Source organism: Planococcus antarcticus DSM 14505, from assembly GCF_001687565.2.
Classification (GTDB): Bacteria; Bacillota; Bacilli; order Bacillales_A; family Planococcaceae; genus Planococcus; species Planococcus antarcticus.
The window spans coordinates 110,735-134,957 of the sequence record NZ_CP016534.2 but is presented as its reverse complement, the minus strand read 5'-3'; the positions used below and the strand labels follow the sequence as shown (position 1 = coordinate 134,957).

The 24,223-nt window shown below is 42.6% G+C and carries 24 protein-coding genes and 2 other annotated features; all 24 genes read right to left on the bottom strand.

Annotated elements, in window-relative coordinates; translation table 11 throughout:
* Positions 1-33: 33 nt before the first annotated feature.
* Entirely contained in the window at positions 34-1,221 is a 1,188-nt protein-coding gene (gene tuf / locus BBH88_RS00645) for an elongation factor Tu (RefSeq protein WP_006828917.1), read from the bottom strand.
* 114 nt (positions 1,222-1,335) lie between these two features.
* On the bottom strand, positions 1,336-3,414 hold the full coding sequence (gene fusA, locus BBH88_RS00640) for an elongation factor G (protein WP_006828916.1): 2,079 nt from the start codon (positions 3,412-3,414) through the stop codon (positions 1,336-1,338).
* A gap of 51 nt (positions 3,415-3,465) precedes the next feature.
* Positions 3,466-3,936, bottom strand: a complete 471-nt coding sequence (gene rpsG, locus BBH88_RS00635) for a 30S ribosomal protein S7 (protein WP_006828915.1) — start codon at positions 3,934-3,936, stop codon at positions 3,466-3,468.
* A gap of 44 nt (positions 3,937-3,980) precedes the next feature.
* Positions 3,981-4,400 carry a 30S ribosomal protein S12 gene (gene rpsL / locus BBH88_RS00630; RefSeq protein WP_006828914.1) on the bottom strand — a complete coding sequence of 140 codons (420 nt, stop codon included), beginning with the start codon at positions 4,398-4,400 and terminating at the stop codon, positions 3,981-3,983.
* A 98-nt stretch (positions 4,401-4,498) separates the two neighbouring features.
* The gene (locus tag BBH88_RS00625) at positions 4,499-4,747 is read right to left on the bottom strand and encodes a 50S ribosomal protein L7ae-like protein (RefSeq protein ID WP_065536316.1); all 249 of its coding nucleotides are present in this window, start codon (positions 4,745-4,747) and stop codon (positions 4,499-4,501) included.
* 137 nt (positions 4,748-4,884) lie between these two features.
* Entirely contained in the window at positions 4,885-8,490 is a 3,606-nt protein-coding gene (gene rpoC / locus BBH88_RS00620; protein ID WP_006828912.1) for a DNA-directed RNA polymerase subunit beta', read from the bottom strand.
* 107 nt (positions 8,491-8,597) lie between these two features.
* Complete coding sequence (gene rpoB, locus BBH88_RS00615; protein WP_006828911.1) at positions 8,598-12,152, bottom strand: DNA-directed RNA polymerase subunit beta; 3,555 nt, start codon at positions 12,150-12,152, stop codon at positions 8,598-8,600.
* A gap of 217 nt (positions 12,153-12,369) precedes the next feature.
* On the bottom strand, positions 12,370-12,972 hold the full coding sequence (locus BBH88_RS00610; RefSeq protein WP_006828910.1) for a class I SAM-dependent methyltransferase: 603 nt from the start codon (positions 12,970-12,972) through the stop codon (positions 12,370-12,372).
* A 124-nt stretch (positions 12,973-13,096) separates the two neighbouring features.
* On the bottom strand, positions 13,097-13,456 hold the full coding sequence (gene rplL / locus BBH88_RS00605) for a 50S ribosomal protein L7/L12 (RefSeq protein ID WP_006828909.1): 360 nt from the start codon (positions 13,454-13,456) through the stop codon (positions 13,097-13,099).
* Positions 13,457-13,510: 54 nt separating this feature from the next.
* Positions 13,511-14,011, bottom strand: a complete 501-nt coding sequence (gene rplJ, locus BBH88_RS00600) for a 50S ribosomal protein L10 (protein WP_006828908.1) — start codon at positions 14,009-14,011, stop codon at positions 13,511-13,513.
* Positions 14,012-14,042: 31 nt separating this feature from the next.
* Positions 14,043-14,191, bottom strand: a sequence feature (ribosomal protein L10 leader region).
* Between the two features lie 42 nt (positions 14,192-14,233).
* The gene (gene rplA, locus BBH88_RS00595; RefSeq protein WP_006828907.1) at positions 14,234-14,932 is read right to left on the bottom strand and encodes a 50S ribosomal protein L1; all 699 of its coding nucleotides are present in this window, start codon (positions 14,930-14,932) and stop codon (positions 14,234-14,236) included.
* Positions 14,933-15,037: 105 nt separating this feature from the next.
* Complete coding sequence (gene rplK, locus BBH88_RS00590) at positions 15,038-15,463, bottom strand: 50S ribosomal protein L11 (protein WP_006828906.1); 426 nt, start codon at positions 15,461-15,463, stop codon at positions 15,038-15,040.
* 165 nt (positions 15,464-15,628) lie between these two features.
* Positions 15,629-16,162 carry a transcription termination/antitermination protein NusG gene (gene nusG / locus BBH88_RS00585; protein WP_006828905.1) on the bottom strand — a complete coding sequence of 178 codons (534 nt, stop codon included), beginning with the start codon at positions 16,160-16,162 and terminating at the stop codon, positions 15,629-15,631.
* A gap of 103 nt (positions 16,163-16,265) precedes the next feature.
* Positions 16,266-16,451: a preprotein translocase subunit SecE gene (gene secE / locus BBH88_RS00580; protein WP_006828904.1), complete on the bottom strand. Its 186-nt coding sequence runs from the start codon at positions 16,449-16,451 to the stop codon at positions 16,266-16,268.
* Positions 16,452-16,510: 59 nt separating this feature from the next.
* A complete protein-coding gene (gene rpmG / locus BBH88_RS18700) occupies positions 16,511-16,645 on the bottom strand; it encodes a 50S ribosomal protein L33 (RefSeq protein WP_081487830.1) in 135 nt (44 codons plus the stop codon).
* A gap of 80 nt (positions 16,646-16,725) precedes the next feature.
* Positions 16,726-17,376 (bottom strand): RNA polymerase sporulation sigma factor SigH, encoded by a 651-nt coding sequence (sigH, locus tag BBH88_RS00575; RefSeq protein ID WP_006828903.1) that lies wholly within the window; start codon positions 17,374-17,376, stop codon positions 16,726-16,728.
* Positions 17,377-17,447: 71 nt separating this feature from the next.
* Positions 17,448-17,957, bottom strand: a complete 510-nt coding sequence (locus BBH88_RS00570; protein ID WP_006828902.1) for an NYN domain-containing protein — start codon at positions 17,955-17,957, stop codon at positions 17,448-17,450.
* A gap of 4 nt (positions 17,958-17,961) precedes the next feature.
* On the bottom strand, positions 17,962-18,717 hold the full coding sequence (gene rlmB, locus BBH88_RS00565) for a 23S rRNA (guanosine(2251)-2'-O)-methyltransferase RlmB (protein ID WP_040851974.1): 756 nt from the start codon (positions 18,715-18,717) through the stop codon (positions 17,962-17,964).
* Complete coding sequence (locus BBH88_RS00560) at positions 18,714-19,133, bottom strand: Mini-ribonuclease 3 (RefSeq protein WP_006828900.1); 420 nt, start codon at positions 19,131-19,133, stop codon at positions 18,714-18,716. The genes rlmB and BBH88_RS00560 overlap by 4 nt, the downstream gene beginning before the upstream one ends.
* Position 19,134: 1 nt before the next feature.
* Positions 19,135-20,538, bottom strand: coding sequence for a cysteine--tRNA ligase (gene cysS, locus BBH88_RS00555; protein WP_065536317.1), 1,404 nt, complete (start codon positions 20,536-20,538; stop codon positions 19,135-19,137).
* Positions 20,535-21,197 (bottom strand): serine O-acetyltransferase EpsC, encoded by a 663-nt coding sequence (gene epsC, locus BBH88_RS00550; protein WP_065536318.1) that lies wholly within the window; start codon positions 21,195-21,197, stop codon positions 20,535-20,537. The genes cysS and epsC overlap by 4 nt, the downstream gene beginning before the upstream one ends.
* Positions 21,198-21,249: 52 nt before the next feature.
* Positions 21,250-21,470, bottom strand: a binding site (T-box leader).
* 43 nt (positions 21,471-21,513) lie between these two features.
* Positions 21,514-22,977, bottom strand: a complete 1,464-nt coding sequence (gene gltX, locus BBH88_RS00545; protein WP_065536319.1) for a glutamate--tRNA ligase — start codon at positions 22,975-22,977, stop codon at positions 21,514-21,516.
* A gap of 41 nt (positions 22,978-23,018) precedes the next feature.
* Entirely contained in the window at positions 23,019-23,519 is a 501-nt protein-coding gene (gene ispF, locus BBH88_RS00540) for a 2-C-methyl-D-erythritol 2,4-cyclodiphosphate synthase (RefSeq protein ID WP_006828896.1), read from the bottom strand.
* A complete protein-coding gene (gene ispD / locus BBH88_RS00535; protein WP_006828895.1) occupies positions 23,516-24,211 on the bottom strand; it encodes a 2-C-methyl-D-erythritol 4-phosphate cytidylyltransferase in 696 nt (231 codons plus the stop codon). The genes ispF and ispD overlap by 4 nt, the downstream gene beginning before the upstream one ends.
* Between the last annotated feature and the right edge of the window lie 12 nt (positions 24,212-24,223).

Below are 24,223 nucleotides of genomic sequence, written 5' to 3'. Positions count from 1 at the left end.
GAGACAGGGTCTTAAATTAACACTCAGCAGTTATTATTTAGTGATTGTAGCAACAACGCCAGCGCCTACAGTACGTCCACCCTCACGGATAGAGAACTTAGTTCCTTCTTCAAGTGCGATAGGAGAGATTAGAGAAACGATCATTTCGATGTTATCTCCAGGCATAACCATTTCTACACCTTCAGGAAGGTTACAAACACCAGTTACATCAGTTGTACGGAAGTAGAACTGTGGACGGTAGTTTGTGAAGAATGGAGTGTGACGTCCACCCTCTTCTTTTGAAAGAACATAAACTTCAGCTTTGAACTCAGTGTGTGGAGTAATCGTACCTGGCTTAGCCAATACTTGTCCACGTTGTACGTCGTCACGAGAAACCCCGCGAAGAAGTGCACCGATGTTGTCGCCAGCTTCAGCGTAGTCAAGCAATTTACGGAACATTTCTACACCTGTTACAGTTGTAGATTTTGGTTCTTCAGTAAGACCGATGATATCAACGTTGTCACCAATTTTGATTTGTCCGCGTTCAACACGTCCAGTAGCAACCGTACCACGGCCAGTGATTGAGAATACATCCTCAATAGGCATCATGAATGGTTTTTCAGTGTCACGAGCTGGAGTAGGGATATACTCATCAACTGCGTTCATCAATTCGACGATTTTATCTTCCCATTCTGCTTCTCCTTCAAGAGCTTTAAGAGCAGAACCTTTGATGACAGGAATGTCATCGCCAGGGAAGTCATATTCAGAAAGAAGATCGCGGACTTCCATTTCAACTAATTCAAGAAGTTCTTCATCATCTACCATGTCGCATTTGTTCATGAATACAACTAGGTAAGGAACACCAACTTGACGTGAAAGAAGAATGTGCTCACGAGTTTGTGGCATTGGGCCATCAGCAGCAGATACTACCAGGATCCCGCCGTCCATTTGAGCAGCACCAGTGATCATGTTTTTAACATAATCGGCGTGTCCAGGGCAATCCACGTGTGCATAGTGGCGAGTTTCAGTTTCATACTCAACGTGTGAAGTATTGATCGTGATACCGCGCTCTTTTTCTTCAGGAGCGTTGTCGATTTGAGCGTATGAACGAGCTTCCCCGCCTGATTTTTTAGCTAGAACTGTAGCGATTGCTGCAGTCAAAGTTGTTTTACCATGGTCAACGTGACCAATTGTACCAATATTCGCGTGCGTTTTAGAACGATCAAATTTAGCTTTTCCCATTAGAAAAATCCTCCTCAAAATGTAAGTGAATGTTTGTTTGAAGTGCCGGAATAATAGGGCCCTATTATTCCGGACATACAAACTATTTATACTTTATTAAAGATCAAAATTCAATTATTGACCTTTATTTTTTTTGATAATTTCTTCGGAAATTGATTTCGGTACTTCTTCATAGTGATCGAAGTGCATTGAGAACACACCACGACCTTGCGTATTTGAACGCAATGAAGTTGCATAACCGAACATTTCTGCAAGAGGTACCATAGAACGAACGACTTGCGCGTTTCCGCGAGCGTCCATACCTTCTACACGGCCTCGGCGTGACGTAATGTCACCCATGATATCTCCAAGGTACTCCTCAGGGATAACAACCTCAACACGCATGATTGGCTCAAGAAGAACCGGTCTAACTTTAGAAATTGCATTTTTTAGTGCCATAGAAGCAGCAACTTTAAATGCCATCTCATTCGAGTCAACATCATGATAAGATCCGTCGAACAAACGAGCTTTGATATCAATCAAAGGATATCCGGCAATAACACCATTGTCTAGTGAGTCACGAAGACCCGCTTCAACTGCTGGGATGTATTCACGTGGAACAACACCACCAACGATGCCATTTTCAAATTCAAAACCTGCTCCTTCTTCGTTTGGAGAGAATTCAATCCAAACGTGTCCGAATTGTCCACGTCCACCAGATTGGCGTACGAATTTGCCTTCAACTTTAGCAGACTCACGGAATGTCTCACGGTAAGACACCTGAGGTGCACCCACGTTAGCTTCTACGTTGAACTCACGGCGCATACGGTCAACTAGGATATCAAGGTGAAGTTCACCCATCCCTGCGATGATTGTTTGACCAGTTTCCTGGTCAGTATGTGCACGGAAAGTTGGATCTTCTTCTTGCAACTTGCCAAGAGCTTGACCCATTTTATCTTGATCGGCTTTAGACTTAGGTTCCACAGAAAGTGAAATAACTGGTTCTGGGAATACCATACGCTCAAGAATTACCTGTTGTTTCTCGTCACTTAAAGTATCACCTGTTGATGTATCTTTAAGGCCGATAGCAGCAGCAATATCTCCGCAATATACTTCAGCGATTTCTTCACGGGAGTTTGCGTGCATTTGAAGGATACGTCCAACGCGCTCACGCTTGCCTTTAGAAGAGTTCTGGACATATGAACCAGATTTAAGAGAACCGGAATACACACGGAAGAAAGTTAACTTCCCAACGTATGGATCTGTCATTACTTTAAACGCCAACGCAGAAAATGGTTCGTCTTCGCTAGGTTTACGCAATACCTCTTCATCTGAATCTGGAAGAACGCCAGTCATTGGTGGTACGTCCAATGGAGATGGTAGGTAATCAATTACTGCATCAAGCATTAATTGAACTCCTTTATTTTTAAATGCACTTCCACAAACTACTGGGTAAAACTCAACATCCAGTGTTCCTTTACGGATACCAGCTTTAAGTTCTTCCTTAGTGATTTCTTCTCCACCAAGGTATTTTTCCATTAAGTCTTCATCAAGCTCAGCAACAGCTTCCACTAATTTAGTGTGCCACTCCTCAGCAAGTTCTTTATACTCTTCAGGAATTTCGCCTTCTGTGATTTCAGTTCCCAAATCGTTTGCATAGAAGCGCGCGTTCATTTCAACAAGGTCAATAATTGCTGAAAAGTCGTCTTCTGCGCCGATTGGCAACTGGATCGGATGAGCATTAGCCTGCAAACGGTCATGTATTGTGCCTACAGAGTAAAGAAAATCAGCACCGATTTTATCCATTTTATTGATGAATACGATACGTGGAACTCCGTATGTCGTAGCTTGACGCCAAACTGTTTCAGTTTGGGGCTCAACACCTGATTGAGCATCAAGTACTGTAACTGCACCATCAAGTACGCGCAATGAACGTTCAACTTCAACAGTGAAGTCTACGTGTCCTGGGGTATCGATAATGTTAACACGGTGGTTTTTCCATGAAGCGGTTGTAGCAGCAGATGTGATAGTAATTCCACGTTCCTGCTCTTGCTCCATCCAGTCCATTTGAGAAGCACCTTCATGCGTTTCCCCAATTTTGTGGATTCTACCAGTGTAATATAAAATACGCTCCGTAGTAGTCGTTTTACCAGCATCAATGTGTGCCATGATCCCGATATTACGTGTTTTGTCTAAGGAGAACTCTCTAGCCATGTTGTTTTTCTCCTTCCGTTTCGGATTAAGATGTAAACATCTCGAAAGAAATTACCAGCGATAGTGAGCAAACGCTTTGTTTGCTTCCGCCATTTTATGAATATCTTCACGTTTTTTAACAGCTGCACCAGTGTTGTTAGCAGCATCCATGATTTCATTAGCCAAACGCTCTTCCATTGTTTTCTCTCCACGAAGACGTGAATAGTTTACAAGGTAGCGAAGACCTAGAGTTGCACGGCGTTCAGGACGAACTTCAACCGGTACCTGATAGTTTGCACCACCAACACGGCGAGCGCGTACTTCAAGAACTGGCATAACGTTAGTCAATGCTTGTTCGTATACTTCAATTGGATCTTTACCGCTGCGTTCTTTAACTAACTCAAACGCTCCGTATAGGATCTTTTGTGAAGTACCTCTTTTTCCGTCAACCATCATTTTATTAATTAAGCGTGTCACCAATTTCGAATTATAAATTGGATCTGGCAACACATCACGTTTAGCTACAGGACCTTTACGAGGCATGTATGTTCCTCCTTTCAACGAATTCTCTTCGTTAATTTAAATTATTATTTTTTTACTTTAGGACGTTTAGTTCCGTATTTAGAACGGCTTTGCATACGACCGCTTACTCCAGCTGTATCAAGTGCTCCACGTACGATATGGTAACGTACACCCGGTAAATCTTTTACGCGTCCGCCGCGAAGAAGAACTACACTGTGCTCTTGAAGGTTGTGACCTTCTCCAGGGATGTAAGCATTAACCTCGATTTGGTTAGTTAACCGTACACGGGCATATTTACGTAATGCCGAGTTTGGTTTTTTTGGTGTCATCGTACCAACACGAGTACATACTCCACGTTTTTGTGGTGACGTCACGTTAGTTTGTGACTTTTTAAAGCTGTTGTACCCTTTGTTTAGCGCTGGTGAACCTGATTTTGTAGTCTTTGGTTTACGAGGCTTGTTAACTAATTGGTTAATTGTAGGCATCGATTTTTTCCTCCTCTCAAAAGGTGTTCTAATACCACATATCCAGGTGGTTCATTTTTGGGTAAAAAACAAAGTCTTTGTGTTTTACACAAAAACTGTTATCCAGTAATAGCCACAGCAGCTGCACCGACATTAATGCCACATGCTTTGCCAAGCTTCAATCGTGAATCTGCAAATTCGATCCGAACACCTTTTTCTAAGGCTAGTTGGATAATCTGTTCGGTCATTCGATCGTCCGCGTCTTTTGCCACTATTATCTCTTGGACAATACCGCTTTTTAATGCTTTTACTGTCTGTTTTATACCGATGATTACTTCACTTGCCTGTTTTACTTTTTCATTAGACATTTGCATATCCTCCAAAGTGTCAGACCGTTAACCATCAACCCTCAACATATTATCATTCTATGACAATACTGTCAACTCAATTCTTAAAAAATCCCGGGGAGACTGTTAAAAGCTCCCCCGGAATCTAAAAATCTATTTTATGACTCTGTACCGACAATTTCCTGCTTCGCTGCTTTTTCGCTTTGAGCAATTTTAATTTGACGGTAACGCTGCATTCCTGTTCCAGCCGGAACAAGTTTACCGATAATGACATTCTCTTTCAATCCTAGAAGCTCATCACGTTTTCCTTTGATCGCTGCATCCGTTAAGACACGAGTCGTTTCTTGGAATGATGCGGCTGATAGGAATGATTCTGTTTCAAGTGACGCTTTCGTAATCCCAAGAATTACAGGACGGCTTGTCGCTGGCAAGTTGCCTTCCAGCACTGCTTTAACGTTGGCTTCAGTAAATTGGTGAATATCCAATAGTGAACCTGGTAGCAATTCAGTATCGCCGGCTTCAATTACACGAACTTTACGGAACATTTGACGAACCATAACTTCTACGTGCTTATCGCCGATTTCTACCCCTTGCATGCGGTATACTTTTTGAACTTCTTTCAATAGATACACTTGAACAGCCTGAACATCTTTTACTTGAAGCAATTGCTTTGGATCGATTGAACCATCCGTCAACACTTCGCCCCGAACGATGGCATCATCAACTTGAACCTTGATGCGCGCATTGTATGGAGCTAAATATTTACGTGTTTCGACTTCCCCTTGAATCGTTACTTCTTTCTGGCCTTCGCGAATTTCTTCAATTTCAGTAACTGTACCTGTAATTTCTGAAATAACTGCCTGACCTTTCGGGTTACGTGATTCAAATATTTCCTGAATACGCGGAAGACCTTGTGTAATATCGTCTCCTGCGACTCCGCCTGTGTGGAATGTACGCATTGTAAGCTGAGTTCCTGGTTCACCGATTGATTGAGCGGCAATAATACCTACTGCTTCGCCTACTTCAACTTCGTCTCCAGTTGCCAAGTTAGTACCGTAGCATTTCTTACAAACGCCGTGTTTCGTATTACATGTAAACGCAGAGCGGATTGTTACTTCTTTAATGCCCGCTTCAAGAATAAGGCGAGTCAAATCTTGTGTAATCAATTCGTCTTTTGCTACAATTATTTCTTTTGTTTCAGGATGGCGAATTGTTTTCTTAGCATGACGGCCGACGATTCGCTCATCAAGCTCTTCAATCACTTCTGTTCCTTCCATCAACGCCCCTACCAGCAGGCCTCTGTCCGTTCCACAGTCATTTTCGCGAACAATTGCATCTTGTGCAACGTCTACCAAACGACGAGTCAAATAACCAGAATCGGCTGTTTTAAGTGCTGTATCGGCAAGACCTTTACGAGCACCGTGAGTAGAGATGAAATATTCTAGTACAGTCAATCCTTCACGGAAGGAAGATTTAATCGGAAGTTCGATGATCCGCCCAGCCGGGTTGGCCATCAATCCGCGCATACCAGCAAGCTGCGTAAAGTTTGATGCGTTACCACGTGCTCCGGAATCACTCATCATAAAGATTGGATTTAAGTTATCAAGAGATGCCATTAGTTTGCTCTGGATGATATCTTTTGCATTGCTCCAATACGAAATAACGCGTGCATATCGTTCTTCTTCTGTAATCAATCCGCGACGGAATTGCTTCATTACTTTATCAACGTTTTCTTGTGCATCAACCAGAATTTCTCCCTTGTCCGGAAGAACTACGATATCTGCTACGCCAACAGTGATGCCGGCTTGCGTAGAGTATTTGAATCCAAGGCTCTTCATTCGGTCAAGCATTTTCGAAGTTTCCGTAATATGGAAACGTTTGAATACTTCTGCAATGATTTCCCCGAGAATTTTCTTCTTGAATGGTGTTACAAGTTCCGCTTCTTCAATATGCTTACGGATATCAGTCGTTGTAGCAACGAAGTATTTCGCTGGTGTTTCCACCTGCAAGTTGAAATCAGTCGGCTCATTAATATAAGGGAATGACTTCGGCAGAATTTCATTGAAAATAATTTTACCGACAGTAGTCAATAAAAGCATTTTGTTTTGTTCTTCTGTGAACGTCGGATTATTAACAGCTCCAGCTTGAATCGCAATACGTGTATGCAAGTGCACATGGCCTGTTTGATAAGCAATCATTACTTCTTCAGGTCCTGAGAAAGTAGCCCCTTCTCCTGTAGCACCTTTACGCTCAAGTGTTAAGTAATAGTTCCCTAAAACCATATCCTGAGATGGTGTTACAACAGGTTTTCCGTCTTTTGGATTCAAAATGTTCTGAGCTGCAAGCATCAATAATCTTGCTTCTGCCTGTGCTTCGGATGATAAAGGTACGTGAACAGCCATTTGGTCACCATCGAAATCGGCGTTGTATGCAGTACATACAAGCGGGTGAAGACGGATTGCTTTGCCTTCAACTAAGGTTGGTTCAAATGCTTGAATACCCAATCTGTGAAGAGTTGGTGCTCGATTCAATAGAACAGGATGCTCTTTGATAACATCTTCCAGTACATCCCAAACTTCAGAATGAAGACGTTCGATTTTGCGTTTTGCACTCTTAATGTTATGAGCCAATCCGCGTTCAACCAATTCTTTCATAACGAACGGCTTGAACAATTCAATTGCCATTCCTTTCGGCAAACCACATTGGTACATTTTCAGGTTAGGTCCAACTACGATAACCGAACGGCCTGAGTAATCTACTCGTTTACCAAGAAGGTTTTGACGGAAACGTCCTTGCTTACCTTTTAACATATGAGAAAGAGATTTCAATGGACGGTTACCAGGTCCTGTGACCGGACGACCACGTCGACCGTTATCGATCAAAGCATCAACAGCTTCCTGAAGCATACGTTTCTCGTTCTGTACAATGATACTCGGTGCACCAAGGTCCAGAAGACGTTTCAAACGGTTATTCCGGTTGATTACGCGGCGATAAAGATCATTTAAATCAGAAGTCGCAAAGCGGCCTCCATCTAATTGAACCATCGGCCGAAGTTCGGGCGGGATAACAGGAAGAACATCAAGAATCATCCAGTCAGGGTTGTTTCCTGAATTACGGAATGACTCAACCACTTCAAGACGTTTAATTGCGCGAGTACGGCGTTGGCCTTGAGCTGTTTTCAATTCTTCTTTCAAAGAGTCTGTTTCACGCTCAAGATCAATTTCCTGCAATAGACGTTTGATTGCTTCTGCTCCCATGGCAGCTTGGAATTTTTTACCAAACTTATCGCGGTATGCACGGTATTCTTTCTCAGATAGAAGCTGTTTCTTTTCAAGTGGTGTATCCGCAGGATCGATTACCACATAAGAAGCGAAGTAAATAACTTCTTCAAGTGAACGCGGAGACATATCCAAGATAAGTCCCATACGGCTAGGGATTCCTTTGAAATACCAAATATGTGAAACAGGAGCTGCTAGTTCAATGTGTCCCATGCGTTCGCGGCGAACTTTTGAACGTGTGACTTCAACGCCACAACGATCACAAACAACACCTTTATAACGGACACGCTTGTATTTACCGCAATGGCATTCCCAGTCTTTTGTAGGACCGAAAATACGTTCACAGAATAACCCATCTTTTTCAGGTTTTAGTGTACGGTAATTGATTGTTTCTGGCTTTTTGACTTCTCCATAAGACCATGAGCGAATTTTATCGGGTGACGCTAATCCGATTTTCATATACTCAAAATTATTAACATCTATCAAGGAGCCTACCTCCCTTTTGTCTCGAGTTTCTGTACGGCTCTTCCTCGGTAATGGCTAAGTGAATAAATGGAGAACGGCCGATTAAAGCCGTTCGAATCCAATAGTTATTAATCAATTGTTCCAACCGGTGCTTCTTTATCTGCGATTGGTAGGATATTCAATGAATCTGCAGGCTGAAGATCTTCTTCTTCATCCAAATCGCGCAATTCAATTTCTTCATCATCAATTGTCAACATCTTAACGTCCATCCCTAAACTTTGAAGCTCTTTGATCAAAACTTTAAATGATTCCGGCACACTTGGCTCCGGTACACTTTCACCTTTAACAATTGCTTCGTAAGTTTTCACACGACCTACCACATCATCTGACTTCACCGTTAAGATTTCTTGTAATGTATGGGCAGCACCATATGCTTCAAGTGCCCATACTTCCATTTCACCAAAACGCTGTCCGCCGAATTGCGCTTTACCGCCCAATGGCTGTTGTGTAACCAATGAGTAAGGTCCAGTTGAACGGGCATGCAATTTATCATCGACCATGTGGGCAAGTTTAATCATGTACATGATTCCTACAGACACACGGTTATCGAATGCTTCACCAGAACGGCCATCATAAAGAATCGTTTTACCATCGCGTGGCATTCCTGACTCTTCCATAGTTTCCAACACATCTTCTTCATTCGCTCCATCAAATACAGATGAAGCCATATGAATTCCGAGTGAACGGGAAGCCATTCCAAGGTGCAACTCAAGTACCTGACCGATATTCATACGGGATGGTACACCAAGTGGGTTCAACATAATGTCGACTGGTGTGCCATCTGGCATGAATGGCATATCTTCTTCAGGCAGAATCCTTGAGATAACACCTTTGTTTCCGTGGCGTCCAGCCATTTTATCGCCGACAGAGATTTTACGTTTTTGAACGATATATGCACGCACCAGCTGGTTAACACCCGGTGGCAGTTCATCTCCATCTTCACGATTGAAGATTTTAACGTCCAATACAATACCGCCAGCACCGTGAGGCACTCGCAATGAAGTATCGCGAACTTCGCGTGCTTTTTCGCCGAAAATGGCATGAAGAAGACGTTCTTCAGCAGTCAATTCAGTAACCCCTTTAGGTGTTACTTTACCAACAAGAATATCCCCATCTTTCACTTCAGCTCCGACACGGATAATTCCTCGGTCATCCAAGTTACGCAATGCATCTTCCCCAACGTTCGGAATGTCACGCGTAATTTCTTCTGGTCCAAGTTTCGTATCACGTGAATCAGATTCATACTCTTCTATATGGACAGATGTATAAACATCGTCTTTTACTAAACGTTCACTCATGATGATCGCATCTTCGTAGTTAAAACCATCCCATGTCATGAAGGCAACCAGTACGTTTCTCCCTAATGCCATCTCTCCGCGTTCCATTGAAGGTCCGTCAGCTAAAATGTCACGTGTTGAAATGCGGTCTCCGACTTTAACAATTGGACGCTGGTTATAACTTGTTCCTTGGTTAGAACGAACGAATTTCTGCAATCGATAAGTATCAAGGTCGCCTTTGACTTCATTGCCATCCACAACTTCAATGCGGCGGACTGCGATTTCTTTAGCTTCCACATACTCCACAATACCATCATTTTTTGATACTACAGCGGCACCGGAATCACGCGCTGCTAAGTGTTCCATTCCGGTACCTACAAAAGGAGCTTCTGGGTTTAACAACGGAACCGCTTGACGCTGCATGTTTGCTCCCATTAATGCTCGGTTGGAGTCATCGTTTTCAAGGAACGGGATACAGGCTGTCGCTACAGAAACAACCTGCTTCGGTGAAACATCCATGTAGTCGATGTTGCTGCGTTTGTAAACAGTGTTCTCACCGCGGAAACGTGCAACAACGCCTTCTTCGACGAATGAACCATCGTCATTCAGCTTCGAATTGGCCTGAGCCACCACATAATTGTCTTCTTCATCAGCAGTCAAGTAATCAATGTGTTCTGTAACTAAGCCAGATTCACCATCTACGCGACGATAAGGAGTTTCAATGAAACCGAACTTATTCACTTTCGCAAATGTTGAAAGTGTGTTGATCAACCCAATATTGGGTCCCTCAGGTGTCTCAATCGGACACATACGACCATAGTGGGAATAGTGAACGTCACGTACTTCAAAGCCTGCACGTTCACGTGTTAAACCACCGGGCCCAAGCGCCGATAGACGGCGTTTGTGCGTCAGTTCAGCTAGTGGATTGGTTTGATCCATAAACTGAGAAAGCTGCGAACTACCGAAGAACTCTTTAATGGATGCAATAACCGGACGGATATTGATCAATTGCTGAGGAACGATTGCCTGCGTATCATTGATGGACATCCGCTCACGAACCACGCGCTCCATACGGGATAAACCGATACGGAATTGATTTTGCAGCAGTTCGCCTACTGAGCGGAGACGACGGTTACCAAGATGGTCAATATCATCTGTGTTTCCGACACCATGAAGAAGGTTAAAGAAGTAACTGATAGAAGAAATAATATCAGCCGGTGTTACGTGCTTGATTTTATCTTCTATATAAGCGTTGCTGATGACAGTGACTTCTTTTTGGTCTTCATTGTTTGGTGCGTAGATTTTGATCGACTGCAAGGTAACTTCACCTTCCAGAACGCCACCCACTTGGGAAACAGTATGGAAACCAACTCCATTTTCCAAGTTAGGAATTAAACGATCAAGTACACGTCGATCAATCAACGTGCCAGCTTCAACTAGAATTTCACCCGTTTCAGGATCCGCCAGTGTTTCAGCGATTGTCTGATTGAAAAGACGGTTCTTGATGTGAAGCTTTTTGTTCATTTTGTAACGGCCGACATTGGCCAGGTCATAGCGTTTTGGATCGAAGAAGCGTGAATACAGTAAACTCTTCGCGCTTTCAACTGTTGGCGGTTCACCAGGGCGTAAGCGTTCATAAATTTCAAGAAGCGCTTTTTCTGTGCTCTCTGTGTTGTCTTTGTCAAGCGTGTTTTGAAGAAATTCGTTATCTCCAAGTAAATCAATGATTTCCTGGTCAGATCCGAAACCAAGAGCTCTTAAAAGAACCGTTACCGGTAATTTACGTGTGCGATCAATTCTGACATACACGACATCTTTAGCATCTGTTTCATATTCTAACCATGCTCCACGGTTTGGAATAACAGTTGCCCCAAAGCCTTTTTTACCATTTTTATCTGTCTTGTCATGGAAATAAACACTTGGCGAACGAACCAATTGGGAAACGATGACGCGTTCTGCGCCATTGATGACGAAAGTACCTGTTTCTGTCATTAACGGGAAATCTCCCATAAAGACATCCTGTTCTTTCACTTCATCTGTTTCTTTGTTGTGCAGACGCACTTTAACACGCAAAGGTGCCGCATAAGTAACGTCACGCTCTTTCGATTCATCAACTGGATACTTTGGTTCCGCGAGACTGTAATCAACAAACTCCAGTGATAGATTGCCTGTGAAATCTTCAATCGGTGAGATATCCCGGAACATTTCACGAAGCCCTTCTTCGAGGAACCATTCGTAAGATGATGATTGAATTTCAATCAAGTTCGGAAGATCCAGCACTTCACTGATTCTCGAAAAACTTCTGCGTTGACGATGTTGACCGTACTGAACTAGTTGACCTACCAACTTATTCACCCCTCAATAAAGCGATTATAGGTCTTTGCGATTTCTACAAAATAGTGTATGATATCGAAAAGACAAAAAGAAAACGAGACTAAAGATCAGCTCATTTTCGGTTTACACGTGATTAGCTCTGTCGCCATGCCAAAGCCCGAAAAAGGGCAAACGACCTCAAAATAATAAATTTTGCATTTCATTATAATAACACAGCCGTTTTGTCAAGTCAAACTTTTCTGGCTTCAAAAATAAAGTAACCTTTTTTCTTATCAACCACTCTGACTTCTCCGAAAAGCTCTTCCAGTTTTACCTGCGTAGAAGGGGCACCCTGCTTTTTCTGGATAACCACCCACAATGATCCCCCCTCCGCTAATTTTTCAGCAGCTTCTTCATAAAAACGAAAAATGGTTTCTTTGCCTGCTCTGATCGGCGGGTTTGTTAAAATTGCAGAGAAATCAGAAGTTACAACAGCGTCGAGACCATCACTTTCGTAAATCTGGACATTGGAGATATCGTTTTTTTCAACGTTTATTTTTGCCAGTTCAATGGCTCGTGTATTAACGTCCACCATGTGCACTTGTTTGTGAGGAAATGCTTTTGCAAGCACCATTCCGATGGGCCCGTACCCGCAGCCCACATCCAGCACTGGTCCATCTATCTCAGCTTCTTCGAATGTCTCGATCAATAGACGCGAACCAAAGTCGACTTCACTTTTGCTGAAAACACCTGTATCAGTCTGGAAACGGATTTTTTTGCCAAGTAACACGTCTGTCCACTCTCGAGGATTGCTTTTTGTTTGAGGGTTTTTGGAATAATAATGCTGAGACATATAAAGTCCTCCTTGCGTTCACTTTAGTGGGGGCAGCTGCCCGTTATGCAAATGAATTTAAAAAAAGGAAAGCCCGTCGGTATACACTGACGAGTTTTCCTTTCTTGTTTATAAATTCATGAAATTACTTAACTTCTACTGATGCGCCAACTTCTTCAAGTTTGCCTTTGATTTCTTCAGCATCTTCTTTAGAAACGCCTTCTTTGATAGCTTTAGGAGCTTCGTCTACAAGAGCTTTTGCTTCTTTAAGACCAAGACCAGTTACTTCACGTACTGCTTTGATTACTTTGATTTTTGAATCGCCTGCAGAATTAAGAACAACGTCGAATTCAGTTTGTTCTTCTTCAACAGCACCGCCAGCTGCTGCTGCTGCAACTGGAGCTGCAGCAGTTACGCCGAACTCTTCTTCGATTGCTTTTACTAGGTCGTTAAGTTGAAGAACTGTCATTTCTTTGATTGCGTCTAAGATTTGTTCGTGTGTCATTATAGTTTCCTCCTATTGATAGGTAATTTTTTTTGTACTTAACCGGCTAACTTATTAAGCGCCTTGTTCTTCTTTTTGATCTGCAACTGCTTTTGTAGTAGCTGCAAAGTTGCGGATTGGAGCTTGTAGTACACTGAGTAGCATAGATAGTAAACCATCGCGTGATGGAAGTTCTGCCAGTGCTTTCATATCTTCAGCAGATGAGACTAAACCTTCAATAATACCCGCTTTGATTTCAAGCGCTTCGTTTGTTTTAGCGAAATTGTTGATAATTCTCGCTGGCGCTACTACATCTTCGTTAGAAAATGCAATTGCGTTTGGTCCTGTAAAGTGTTCGTTGATCGCTTCAAGTCCGTGCATTTCTGTCGCACGACGAGTCATTGAGTTTTTGTAAACCTTAAACTCAACACCTGCTTCACGAAGCTGTTTACGAAGTTCTGTTAATTGTGCAACATTCAATCCACGGTAATCAACAACTACAACCGAAGCTGCAGCGCCGAACTTATCAGCGATTGTTTGCACGACAACTTTTTTCGTTTCAACTGCTTTGCCCATTTTGGCACCTCCTATAGATTTTTCATTTATACCGTCCATAAGAAAAGCCTCTGGTCCATTACAGACACAGAGGCATAAAATCAGCATCAAAAAGATGTTTACTGAATTCATCATGTCCTCGGCAGGGATAAATTAAGCGACTAGCGCCCCTACTGTCTGCGGTACAAATGGGTATTTCACAACTCCGCTAGTATAGCAGAGCGAAAATACGATGTCAATATCTTATTTAGCAACTACTTTAGATGGATCTACTTTAACAGCAGGTCCCATTGTAGTAGTAACGTTTAGTGATTTGATGTAAGTACCTTTAGCAGAAGATGGCTTCGCTTTTTGTACTACGTCATAGATTGCTTCTAAGTTTTCAGCAAGTTTGCTGTCATCAAAAGAAACTTTCCCGATTGGAGCATGGATGATACCTGTTTTGTCTGCACGGTATTCCACTTTACCAGCTTTGATTTCCTGAACAGCTTTCGTTACATCAAATGTAACTGTGCCTGTTTTCGGGTTTGGCATTAAGCCTTTTGGCCCTAAAACGCGTCCAAGTTTACCAACTTCACCCATCATGTCAGGAGTTGCAACGATCACGTCGAAATCAAACCATCCTTTTTGGATTTTTTCGATATATTCAGCGTCGCCTACGAAATCTGCGCCTGCTGCTTCAGCTTCTTTAAGTTTTTCGCCTTTTGCGAAAACTAAAACGCTTTGAGTTTTACCAGTTCCGTTTGGAAGTACTACTGCCCCACGGATTTGCTGGTCGTTCTTACGCGTGTCAATTCCTAGACGGAAAGCCACTTCTACTGTAGCGTCGAAGTTTACTGTGCTTGCTTTTTTAGCAAGTTCGATAGCTTCTTTTGCTTCGTATAGTTTAGAACGGTCAATCAATTTTGCTGCATCTTGTAATTTTTTTCCTGTTTTAGCCATTTTAAACGTCCTCCTTGTTGTGGTATAACGGAATGAACCTCCCACGATTAAAGGCTGCGCGGTTCATGATGAACTGCGCAACCCATCCAAAAACAACTACTCGAATTAGTCTTCGATTGTGATGCCCATACTGCGAGCAGTACCTTCAACCATCAACATTGCAGCTTCTACTGAAGCAGCATTTAGATCTGGCATTTTAGTTTCTGCGATTTCGCGAACTTTGTCGCGTTTCACAGTCGCTACTTTATTGCGGTTCGGTTCGCCTGAACCTGATTCAATACCGGCTGCTACTTTTAATAGAACAGCTGCGGGTGGAGTTTTCGTAATGAATGTAAATGAACGATCTTCAAATACTGAAATCTCAACTGGAATGATCAGTCCTGCTTGATCTGCCGTACGCGCGTTGAACTCTTTACAGAAGCCCATGATGTTAACACCTGCTTGACCCAATGCTGGACCAACTGGTGGCGCTGGATTAGCTTTTGCTGCAGGAATCTGCAATTTTACAACTTTAACAACTTTTTTAGCCACGAAACACACCTCCTTAAGTCCGTGATGTGGTAATAGGGTTTCCCCTCCCACTCAAATATCTGTCTGTCAACGATGTTGATAGAATTAGCTAAATTGTACAGATTGTCCTATGACAGTCTGACCTATGAAATAATACCATTAATAATCCAAAATAGCAAGGGGCTTTTATACTTTTTGAACTTGCTCGAAATCTAGTTCCATTTTGGTTTCGCGGCCGAAGATATCAATCGACACTTTAACTTTGCCTTTTGTATCATCAATTTCTTCCACTTTCCCTTGGAAGTTGGCAAATGGCCCTTCCATCACTTCAACTGTATCAGCAACTGCAAAGTCGATATCCATCTTGCGTTCTGTCATTCCCATCTGTTTCAGGATGAAATCTACTTCTTCATCTAGTAAAGGCGTCGGTTTTGCTCCCCCGCCTGATGAACCGATAAATCCTGTAACACCTGGTGTATTTCTAACCACATACCAGGATTCATCTGTCATGATCAACTCGACCAAGACATACCCCGGGAATGTTTTACGCATGACTGTTCGTTTCTTGCCATCTTTGAAATCTGTTTCCTGTTCTTCCGGAATGATGACGCGGAAGATAAGATCTTCCATGCCCATTGTTTCAACACGCTTTTCCAGGTTCGCCTTAACTTTGTTCTCATAACCGGAATAAGTGTGGACTACATACCAATTTTTCTCCATAATCGTGCGGACTAAGAGTCCATCCCTCCTTTTTTACCAAATGAAAAAGCCCGTTCTCATAGAATGACGGGCTATTTTTTATGCGCTATTCTTGTCGAACAACTTATAGTGCTACGAACCAACGGAATAATTCCGAGATGCCTGCATCGACTATTGTGAAAAAAAGAGCCATAAAAATACAAGTAGAAAGAACAACAATTGTATAACGAGTTAGTTCTTTTCGTTTTGGCCAGCTAACTTTCCGCATTTCCGAAACGACATTTTTTAAAAAACCGCCAATGTTACCCATTATTTAAAAAACCTCCGAATTTCAAAATCACTCTATATCGTCCGGCATTCAGTTAAAATTCATATCGTTTGTTTATGCACGGTATGCTCATTGCAATGAGCACAGAATTTTTTGAGTTCCAAACGTGTGCTGGATTCCGCTATTGTAGGAACCGTATAATTGCAGTATGCACATTTTGAGCAGCTTAATACAATTTTTTAACCATATTATCACCTTATTTATGTTTAAAGCTTTTTCAAGGTTATCACCTTGAAACAGACATGTCAACCGCACTTCAGGAGCTCGGCATCTCATTGATCTGTAAGTGGCGTTCTAGTTTCCGTTTGACCCGCTGTAAAGCGTTATCAATTGATTTCACGTGGCGCTCGAGCTTTTCTGAAATTTCCTGATAGGATTGACCATCTAAATAAAGAGTCAGCACCTCGCGCTCAAGTTCACTTAATACTTCTCCCATTTTCTCTTCCATATACTGAAATTCCTCATTGTGGATAATCAAATCTTCCGGATCATCCACGCCGTTTCCAGTCAGCACATCCATTAAGGTCCGGTCAGACTCTTCGTCGTAAATCGGCTTGTCGAGGGATATATACGAATTCAGCGGAATATGCTTTTGACGTGTAGCCGTTTTAATGGCCGTGATGATTTGCCGGATAATGCATAATTCCGCAAATGCACGGAAAGAAGACAATTTGTCACTCCGGAAATCACGGATCGCCTTATATAAGCCAATCATGCCCTCTTGGATGATATCTTCTTTATCAGCACCTATCAGGAAATACGACCGGCCTTTCATTCGAACAAAAGGACGAAACTTCGTAATCAAAAAATCCAGTGCTTCCGTGTTTCCACTGTGGACTGAACTGACAAGTTCCTCATCTGTCATGTCGGTGAATCGTTGGGGCTGAACTTGCTCATGATTTTCCACGGGTGATCCCTCCGATTGCGTGAGCCTCGATATCTTCAGTATACAGGAAGAAAAAAATGAGCGTCAACCGTTCATTTCAAGCCTCTTCGCCATTTTTCGAAAATTTCCGCTACTTCTCCGGACAGTGGTATTTTTGAAATTCCGCGCTGCCTCTGGATTTCTTTTACTTTTTTAGTGATGTTCTCCTGGATTTCAGCCATTTCAATTTCCAATTCGCGTGCTGAAATTCGCAACGCGCCTTTGCCAAAAATAACCCATTGCTCTGTTAAATCTGAAGTCGCTACATAAATCTGGTCTCGGCGCGTATATAAACTCGCCACTAATTTTTCAATCCGTTCGTCTGCCGTTTCGCTTTCTTTCGTATAAATGACTTCAACATCGTGGTGCAGGTTTTTGGCCTCGATTCCTGGAACCAGATGGGCATCGAAAACAATAATGACACGCCATCCTTTATAGCTACGGTATTCAGCCATCCGCTCTATGAGACGATCCCTGGCATTCGCCAGTTTATCTTTTTTTAGTTCCTGCAGTTCCACCCAGTCCCCAATGATATTGTATCCATCAACCAGCAGAATATTCATGGCATTAAACCAGTGGATTGCGCTTTCTATAAACTTCGTACACCAATAAACTTGCTGCCACTGAAGCATTCAGCGAAGTGACATGGCCGACCATTGGCAACTGATAAAGAAAATCGCATTTTTCACGTAAAATCCGGCTCATGCCTTTGCCTTCGCTGCCAATAATAACGGCAAGTGGTAAAGACGCGTCCATTTTCCGGTAATCCACCGATTCTTTTGCATCAGTTCCCGCAATCCAAACGCCGCGCTTTTTCAATTCGTCCACAGTCTGCGACAAATTGTTAATACGCACAACCGGCACGTGCTCTATCGCACCTGTCGAAGCCTTTGCCACTACGCCCGTCAGGCCAACTGCCCGGCGTTTGGGAATAATCAAACCATGAACACCGATTGCATCAGCTGTTCTCATAATAGAGCCTAAATTATGTGGATCTTCTAATTCATCTAAAATCAAGAAAAACGGATCTTCATTTCTTGCCGCAGCTGCTTCAAACAAATCATCTAGACTTGCGTAATTATAAGCAGCTACTGCTGCAGCGATTCCTTGATGATTGGTATCCGTCAATCCATCAATTTTTTTCTTTGGAACAGATTGGACGATGACGCCTTTATCTTTTGCTAACTGCAGTAATTCGGTAATACCTTTTTTCTGGACGCCTTCAGCAATCCAGATTTTATTGATATCCCGGTCCGCTCTTAATGCCTCGAGTACAGGATTCTTGCCGCCAATTATTTCAGGTGCCAACTCTTCTTCAGTCATTTCAATACGCCTCCCAGCTCTTCGACAATCTCAATCGCATAGGAAATGATTTCGTCCACACGCGCTTGTTCTTCTTTTAAATACAACCAACCCAGCACCGCTTCAAAAGCCGTGCTGAAATTATAAGTCTGCACATCAGTATTTTTTGGAACAGATCCGGACTTAGCATTACGTCCTCTTCTCATAATCGCCAATTCGGCTTCAGTTAGAAAATTTTCTTCGGTCAGTCGCTTTAGAACCATGGCTTGCGCTTTGGCAGAAACAAAAGTAGTCGACTGGCGATGCAAAATATTCGGTTTAGAACGTCCTGAACGCAATAAATGTTCACGAATCGACTGCTCATACACTGCATCTCCCATATAGGCAAGAGCGAGTGCATTGAGTTGGTCTACATCGTTTTTTCGTAAAATAGTCAATTTATTGCCCTCTTTTCCAGCGCATACCTTGAGCTGTATCTTCTAAAATAATATTTTTTTCTTTAAACAAATCACGGATTTCGTCTGCGCGGGCGAAATCACGATTTTTACGCGCTTCAATGCGTTCTGTCATCAATGCCTCTACTTCTTCGTCTAACAGTTCGTCTTTCTGGCTAAATGGCACGCCTAAAACGCCAGCCAATTCATCAAATACAGCAATAAAAGTCTCTAACACTGATGTCGCTGTTTGCTTTTCCAATAAATATGTATTCGACAAACGAGATAAGTCGAATAGATTTGAAATAGCATTAGCTGTATTAAAGTCATCGTCCATTGTTTTAATAAACGCCGCTTTAATGGTTTCGATTTTATTGATCCAAATATCAGAATGGTCGCCTAGGTCAGCAGACACGCTCAATCGGTGATTCAAGTTAGCATAAGCTGTACGCAGTCGTTCTAGTCCCGCAACCGCATCTTCTACTAATTGCTGCGAGTAGTTGATTGGGTGACGGTAATGAACCGACAACATAAAGAAACGTAGCACTTGTGGGTCTAGTTCTTTCAGTATATCGTTCACCAACACAAAATTATTTAGTGACTTCGACATTTTTTCGTTATCAATATTAATATACCCATTATGCATCCAATAACGCGCAAAAGGTTTGCCCGTTAATGCTTCAGATTGAGCTATTTCATTTTCATGATGCGGGAAAGTCAGATCTTGTCCGCCTGCATGTATATCAATGGTATCACCCAAATGTTCGCGCGCCATTACCGAGCATTCAATATGCCAGCCTGGACGTCCTTTGCCCCATGGACTATCCCATGAAATCTCCTTTGGTTTTGCTGCTTTCCATAAAACGAAATCCAGCTCATCTTCTTTTTTATCGCCTGTTTCAATCCGTGCACCAATCTTTAATTCATCGACCGACTGATGGGACAACTTGCCATAACCGTCAAATTTCCGGGTGCGATAGTAGACATCTCCTTGCGACTCATAAGCATAGCCTTTTTCGATCAGCGTCGAAATAAACTTAATAATTTGAACCATATGGTCTGTTACACGAGGATGCACATCAGCTTCTGTACAACCTAGCGCTTTCGTATCCTCGAAATAGGCAGCAATAAACCGCTCCGCAATTTCCGGAACTTCTTGGCCAAGTTCATTGGCGGCTTTAATCAATTTATCGTCGACATCCGTAAAATTCGACACATATTTCACATCATAGCCCCGGTATTCCAGGTGGCGGCGCACCGTATCGTAGACGATTACGGGGCGCGCATTGCCGATATGGATGTAATTGTAAACGGTCGGTCCGCAAACATACATTTTTACTTTTCCTTCTTCTAAAGGAATGAATTCTTCTTTTTGCCGTGACAATGAATTAAAAATTTGAATACTCATAAACGTTGCCCTTCTTTCTGTCTCGCTTTTTTTAATTCGTCAATTTCATTCTGCAATCTGGCAATCTTCATTTCCATACCATCACATTTATCCATAACGGGATCCGGCATATTCTGATGATTCAAGTCACGCTTCACTTTGACCCCATTCTGAATCACCACCTTACCCGGAATTCCGACTACCGTTGAATTCATCGGTACGTTCTTTAAGACGACTGATCCCGCTCCAACTTTCGAGTTGGCACCAATGACAATCGACCCCAACACTTTGGCGCCGGTCGCAACCAGTACGTTATCTTCCAATGTAGGATGGCGTTTCCCGCGTTCTTTTCCTGTTCCGCCTAACGTTACACCTTGATACAAAGTGACATTGTCACCAATTTCACAGGTTTCTCCGATGACTACACCCATTCCATGGTCAATAAAGAAGCGGCGACCAATAACAGCTCCAGGATGAATTTCGATCCCTGTGAAAAAGCGGCTGATTTGTGAAATGATTCGAGCAATGAAAAACAATTTGTTCTTAAAAAAGAAATGTGCCAAACGATGTGCCCAAATGGCATGCAGACCCGAGTAGGTCAGAATTACTTCCAAATAACTACGCGCTGCTGGGTCCTGTTCAAAAATGACATCAACATCATCTTTCAATAATTTAAACATCTCTCTCGCTTCCTTTCTGATCCAAAATAAAAAGCGCCCCTGTCATGTAAATGACAGAGACGCATAGTTGCGCGGTTCCACTCTGATTAAAAGAACAATGATGCGTCCTTTTCTCTCGAAGGCCCGTAACGCAGGCAAAACGTCTGGTCTACTTGATTCGACTCAGCACTCGGAGAGGCATTTCGATGCAACAGCGGCCCGGATCCCTTTCAGCCGGTGGGGACCTTCTCTAAAGAGCGTGCTGCATGTACTTCTTCCCGTCAACGTTTTTATTAATGGTAGATTCATTTTACACCGTTAACCCAATAAGTCAATGTTACGCACTCGTATAGCGGGAAACACGGGCAATGGCTTTATCTTTTCCTAATAGCGAAATAGAGTCCGGCAATTCAGGTCCATACATTTGTCCGGTGATAACTACGCGAATTGGCATGAACAGGTTCTTGCCTTTATGACCAGTTGATTTCTGGACCGCCTTAATCGCAGCTTTAATTTCAGCCGGCTCAAAGTTTTCCACTAAAGACAATTGCTCTTTGAATGCTGTCATCACTTCAGGGATTTGTTCAGCAGCCAAAATTTCTTTTTCGGCTTCTCCATATGACAGTTCGTCCGTGAAAAACTGCTCGGAAAGCTCGGTTATTTCTGCACCATAGCTCATTTGATCGTGATACAAAGTTACCAACTTATTAGCCCACTCTGTTTGTTCCGGCGTCATGTCTTCCGGCAATTTCCCTGCTTTTTGTAAATGCGGAAGAGATAATTTCACCGCTTCTTCAAGCGATAATTGCTTGATGTACTGGTTGTTCATCCACATCAATTTCTGTTTATCAAACATCGATGGCGATTTAGACAAGCGCTCTACATCAAAAATACGGATCAATTCTTCTTTCGAGAAAATCTCTTCTTCACCTTCAGGAGACCAGCCAAGAAGCGCGAAGAAATTAAATAAAGCTTCTGGAATATAACCTAAATCTTTGTACTGCGAAATAAATTGCAGAATCGATTCATCGCGTTTCGATAACTTTTTACGGTCTTCGTTAATGATCAACGTCATGTGACCGTACCCCGGATAGTCCCAACCAAACGCATCATAGATCATCATCTGTCTTGGTGTATTCGACAAATGTTCTTCCCCGCGGAAAACATGAGAGATTTTCATCAAATGATCATCAATAACAACAGCAAAATTATAAGTTGGGATGCCGGTCGTTTTAACCATCACCCAATCTCCAACATCTTTTGATTCAAATGAAATCGGACCACGTACTAAATCGTTAAACTCATACGTCGTATTAGCAGGAACTTTTGCGCGAAGAGTGAATGATTTGCCTGCTGTTTCTTTTTCAGCAACTTCTTCAGCTGTTAAATTACGGCAAGTACCGCTGTATTGAGGAGCTGCAATACCGGATGCTTTTTGCGCATCGCGTTCTGTTTCCAACTCTTCAGGCGTACAAAAACATTTATAAGCTAGCCCTTTTTCAAGCATTTTCTCTGAATGCTCTTTATACGTATCCAAACGTTCCATTTGACGGTAAGGACCATATTTTCCACCAATATCAATCGATTCGTCGTGCTCGATGCCCAACCATTTTAAATTATCCAGCTGTGACATGATGCCAGTCTCAATGTTGCGGGCCGTATCTGTATCTTCAATCCGGACGATGAATTTGCCGTTATTGTGGCGTGCATATAAGTAATTGAATAATGCTGTACGGGCGCCTCCGATATGCAGATGACCTGTTGGACTCGGGGCGTAACGTACGCGTACTTCTTGTGTCATTTGATTTCCTCCTAAAATGTCTTTATCCTTCTGTTATTCTATCACTCCGCAACATCAAGTGAAACTGGATGTTTGACCAATAAAATCACCGCTAGTGCAGCGATTCCTTCTTCGCGTCCGGTAAATCCAAGATGCTCAGAAGTAGTCGCTTTGACGTTAACCTGAGAAATATTGGCTTCTAATAAGTTCGCAATCGATTCGCGCATTTGTTCAATATAAGGAGCCAATTTCGGTTTTTGAGCAATGACCGTGCAATCGATATTGCCGAGCTCATAGCCCTGTTCTTTCACATACTCCCAAATATGCGTCAAGAGTTTTCGGGAATCGGCGTCTTTAAATTCAGGATCCGTGTCTGGAAAATGCTTACCAATGTCTCCTCCACCTATCGCACCAAGTGCCGCATCCGTAATCGTATGCAATAAAACATCTGCATCTGAATGGCCAAGCAATCCTTTATCATGCTCAATTTCGATGCCCCCTAAAATGAATGGGCGGCCTTCTGCTAGTTGGTGTACGTCATAACCTTGTCCAATTCGAATCATTTCTGTTCCTCCTGTAATCGACTCTCCAGAATAGCTTTTCCATAAATCAAGTCATCTGGCGTCGTCATTTTAATGTTTTCGTATGTACTTTCAACAATAGCCACGGGATAGTTTAAGCGCTCAACGAGCATCGCTTCATCCGTCCCCATAAATCCATCATTGTGGGCTGCTTGAGCTGCCTTCAAGATCAACGAATAGCGGAAAGCCTGCGGCGTTTGGATCATCCACAATTGATTTCGGTCGACTGTTTCTGAAATAATACCATTTTCTACTTTTTTGATAGTGTCTTTGACCGGTACACCGGCAATAGCCGCCCCTGATGCCTGGGCTGTTTTCACTAATCGCTCAATAACTTCTCTATCGATAAAAGGGCGTGCTGCATCGTGTACTAAAACAACGCCACAAGGTGGAATCGCTTCAAGACAGGCCCTGACACTATCCTGTCTTTCCATTCCCCCTGCAGCGTAACCTTGTACTTTCGTAATATTATAGCGTGTTACATAGTCTTCGATCAGTTCACGCTCATGTTCTTTTACTGCCAGCCAAATAGCATCACAATTTGGATCTCGTTGGAAAACCTCTAGCGTGTAAAGGAAAATCGGTTTGCCGAAGAGCTCGAGCAATAATTTGTTTTTATCTGCTTTCATTCGTTTCCCGCTGCCAGCAGCAGGTAAGACGACTGTATAGTTCATTAAAAACATCCT

What these genes read in the sequence shown, in the direction of transcription:
- rpsL (WP_006828914.1), bottom strand. Translation starts at nt 4,400, where the DNA reads ATGCCTACAATTAACCAATTAGTTAACAAGCCTCGTAAACCAAAGACT.
- rplL (WP_006828909.1), bottom strand. Translation starts at nt 13,456, where the DNA reads ATGACACACGAACAAATCTTAGACGCAATCAAAGAAATGACAGTTCTT.
- ispD (WP_006828895.1), bottom strand. Translation starts at nt 24,211, where the DNA reads ATGAACTATACAGTCGTCTTACCTGCTGCTGGCAGCGGGAAACGAATG.
- secE (WP_006828904.1), bottom strand. Translation starts at nt 16,451, where the DNA reads ATGGGTAACATTGGCGGTTTTTTAAAAAATGTCGTTTCGGAAATGCGG.
- BBH88_RS00625 (WP_065536316.1), bottom strand. Translation starts at nt 4,747, where the DNA reads ATGTCTAATGAAAAAGTAAAACAGGCAAGTGAAGTAATCATCGGTATA.
- rlmB (WP_040851974.1), bottom strand. Translation starts at nt 18,717, where the DNA reads ATGACTGAAGAAGAGTTGGCACCTGAAATAATTGGCGGCAAGAATCCT.
- rplA (WP_006828907.1), bottom strand. Translation starts at nt 14,932, where the DNA reads ATGGCTAAAACAGGAAAAAAATTACAAGATGCAGCAAAATTGATTGAC.
- rplJ (WP_006828908.1), bottom strand. Translation starts at nt 14,011, where the DNA reads ATGGGCAAAGCAGTTGAAACGAAAAAAGTTGTCGTGCAAACAATCGCT.
- BBH88_RS00570 (WP_006828902.1), bottom strand. Translation starts at nt 17,957, where the DNA reads ATGAATATTCTGCTGGTTGATGGATACAATATCATTGGGGACTGGGTG.
- gltX (WP_065536319.1), bottom strand. Translation starts at nt 22,977, where the DNA reads ATGACACAAGAAGTACGCGTACGTTACGCCCCGAGTCCAACAGGTCAT.
- tuf (WP_006828917.1), bottom strand. Translation starts at nt 1,221, where the DNA reads ATGGGAAAAGCTAAATTTGATCGTTCTAAAACGCACGCGAATATTGGT.
- rpsG (WP_006828915.1), bottom strand. Translation starts at nt 3,936, where the DNA reads ATGCCTCGTAAAGGTCCTGTAGCTAAACGTGATGTGTTGCCAGATCCA.
- epsC (WP_065536318.1), bottom strand. Translation starts at nt 21,197, where the DNA reads ATGTTTAAATTATTGAAAGATGATGTTGATGTCATTTTTGAACAGGAC.
- cysS (WP_065536317.1), bottom strand. Translation starts at nt 20,538, where the DNA reads ATGAGTATTCAAATTTTTAATTCATTGTCACGGCAAAAAGAAGAATTC.
- fusA (WP_006828916.1), bottom strand. Translation starts at nt 3,414, where the DNA reads ATGGCTAGAGAGTTCTCCTTAGACAAAACACGTAATATCGGGATCATG.
- nusG (WP_006828905.1), bottom strand. Translation starts at nt 16,162, where the DNA reads ATGGAGAAAAATTGGTATGTAGTCCACACTTATTCCGGTTATGAGAAC.
- ispF (WP_006828896.1), bottom strand. Translation starts at nt 23,519, where the DNA reads ATGATTCGAATTGGACAAGGTTATGACGTACACCAACTAGCAGAAGGC.
- BBH88_RS00610 (WP_006828910.1), bottom strand. Translation starts at nt 12,972, where the DNA reads ATGTCTCAGCATTATTATTCCAAAAACCCTCAAACAAAAAGCAATCCT.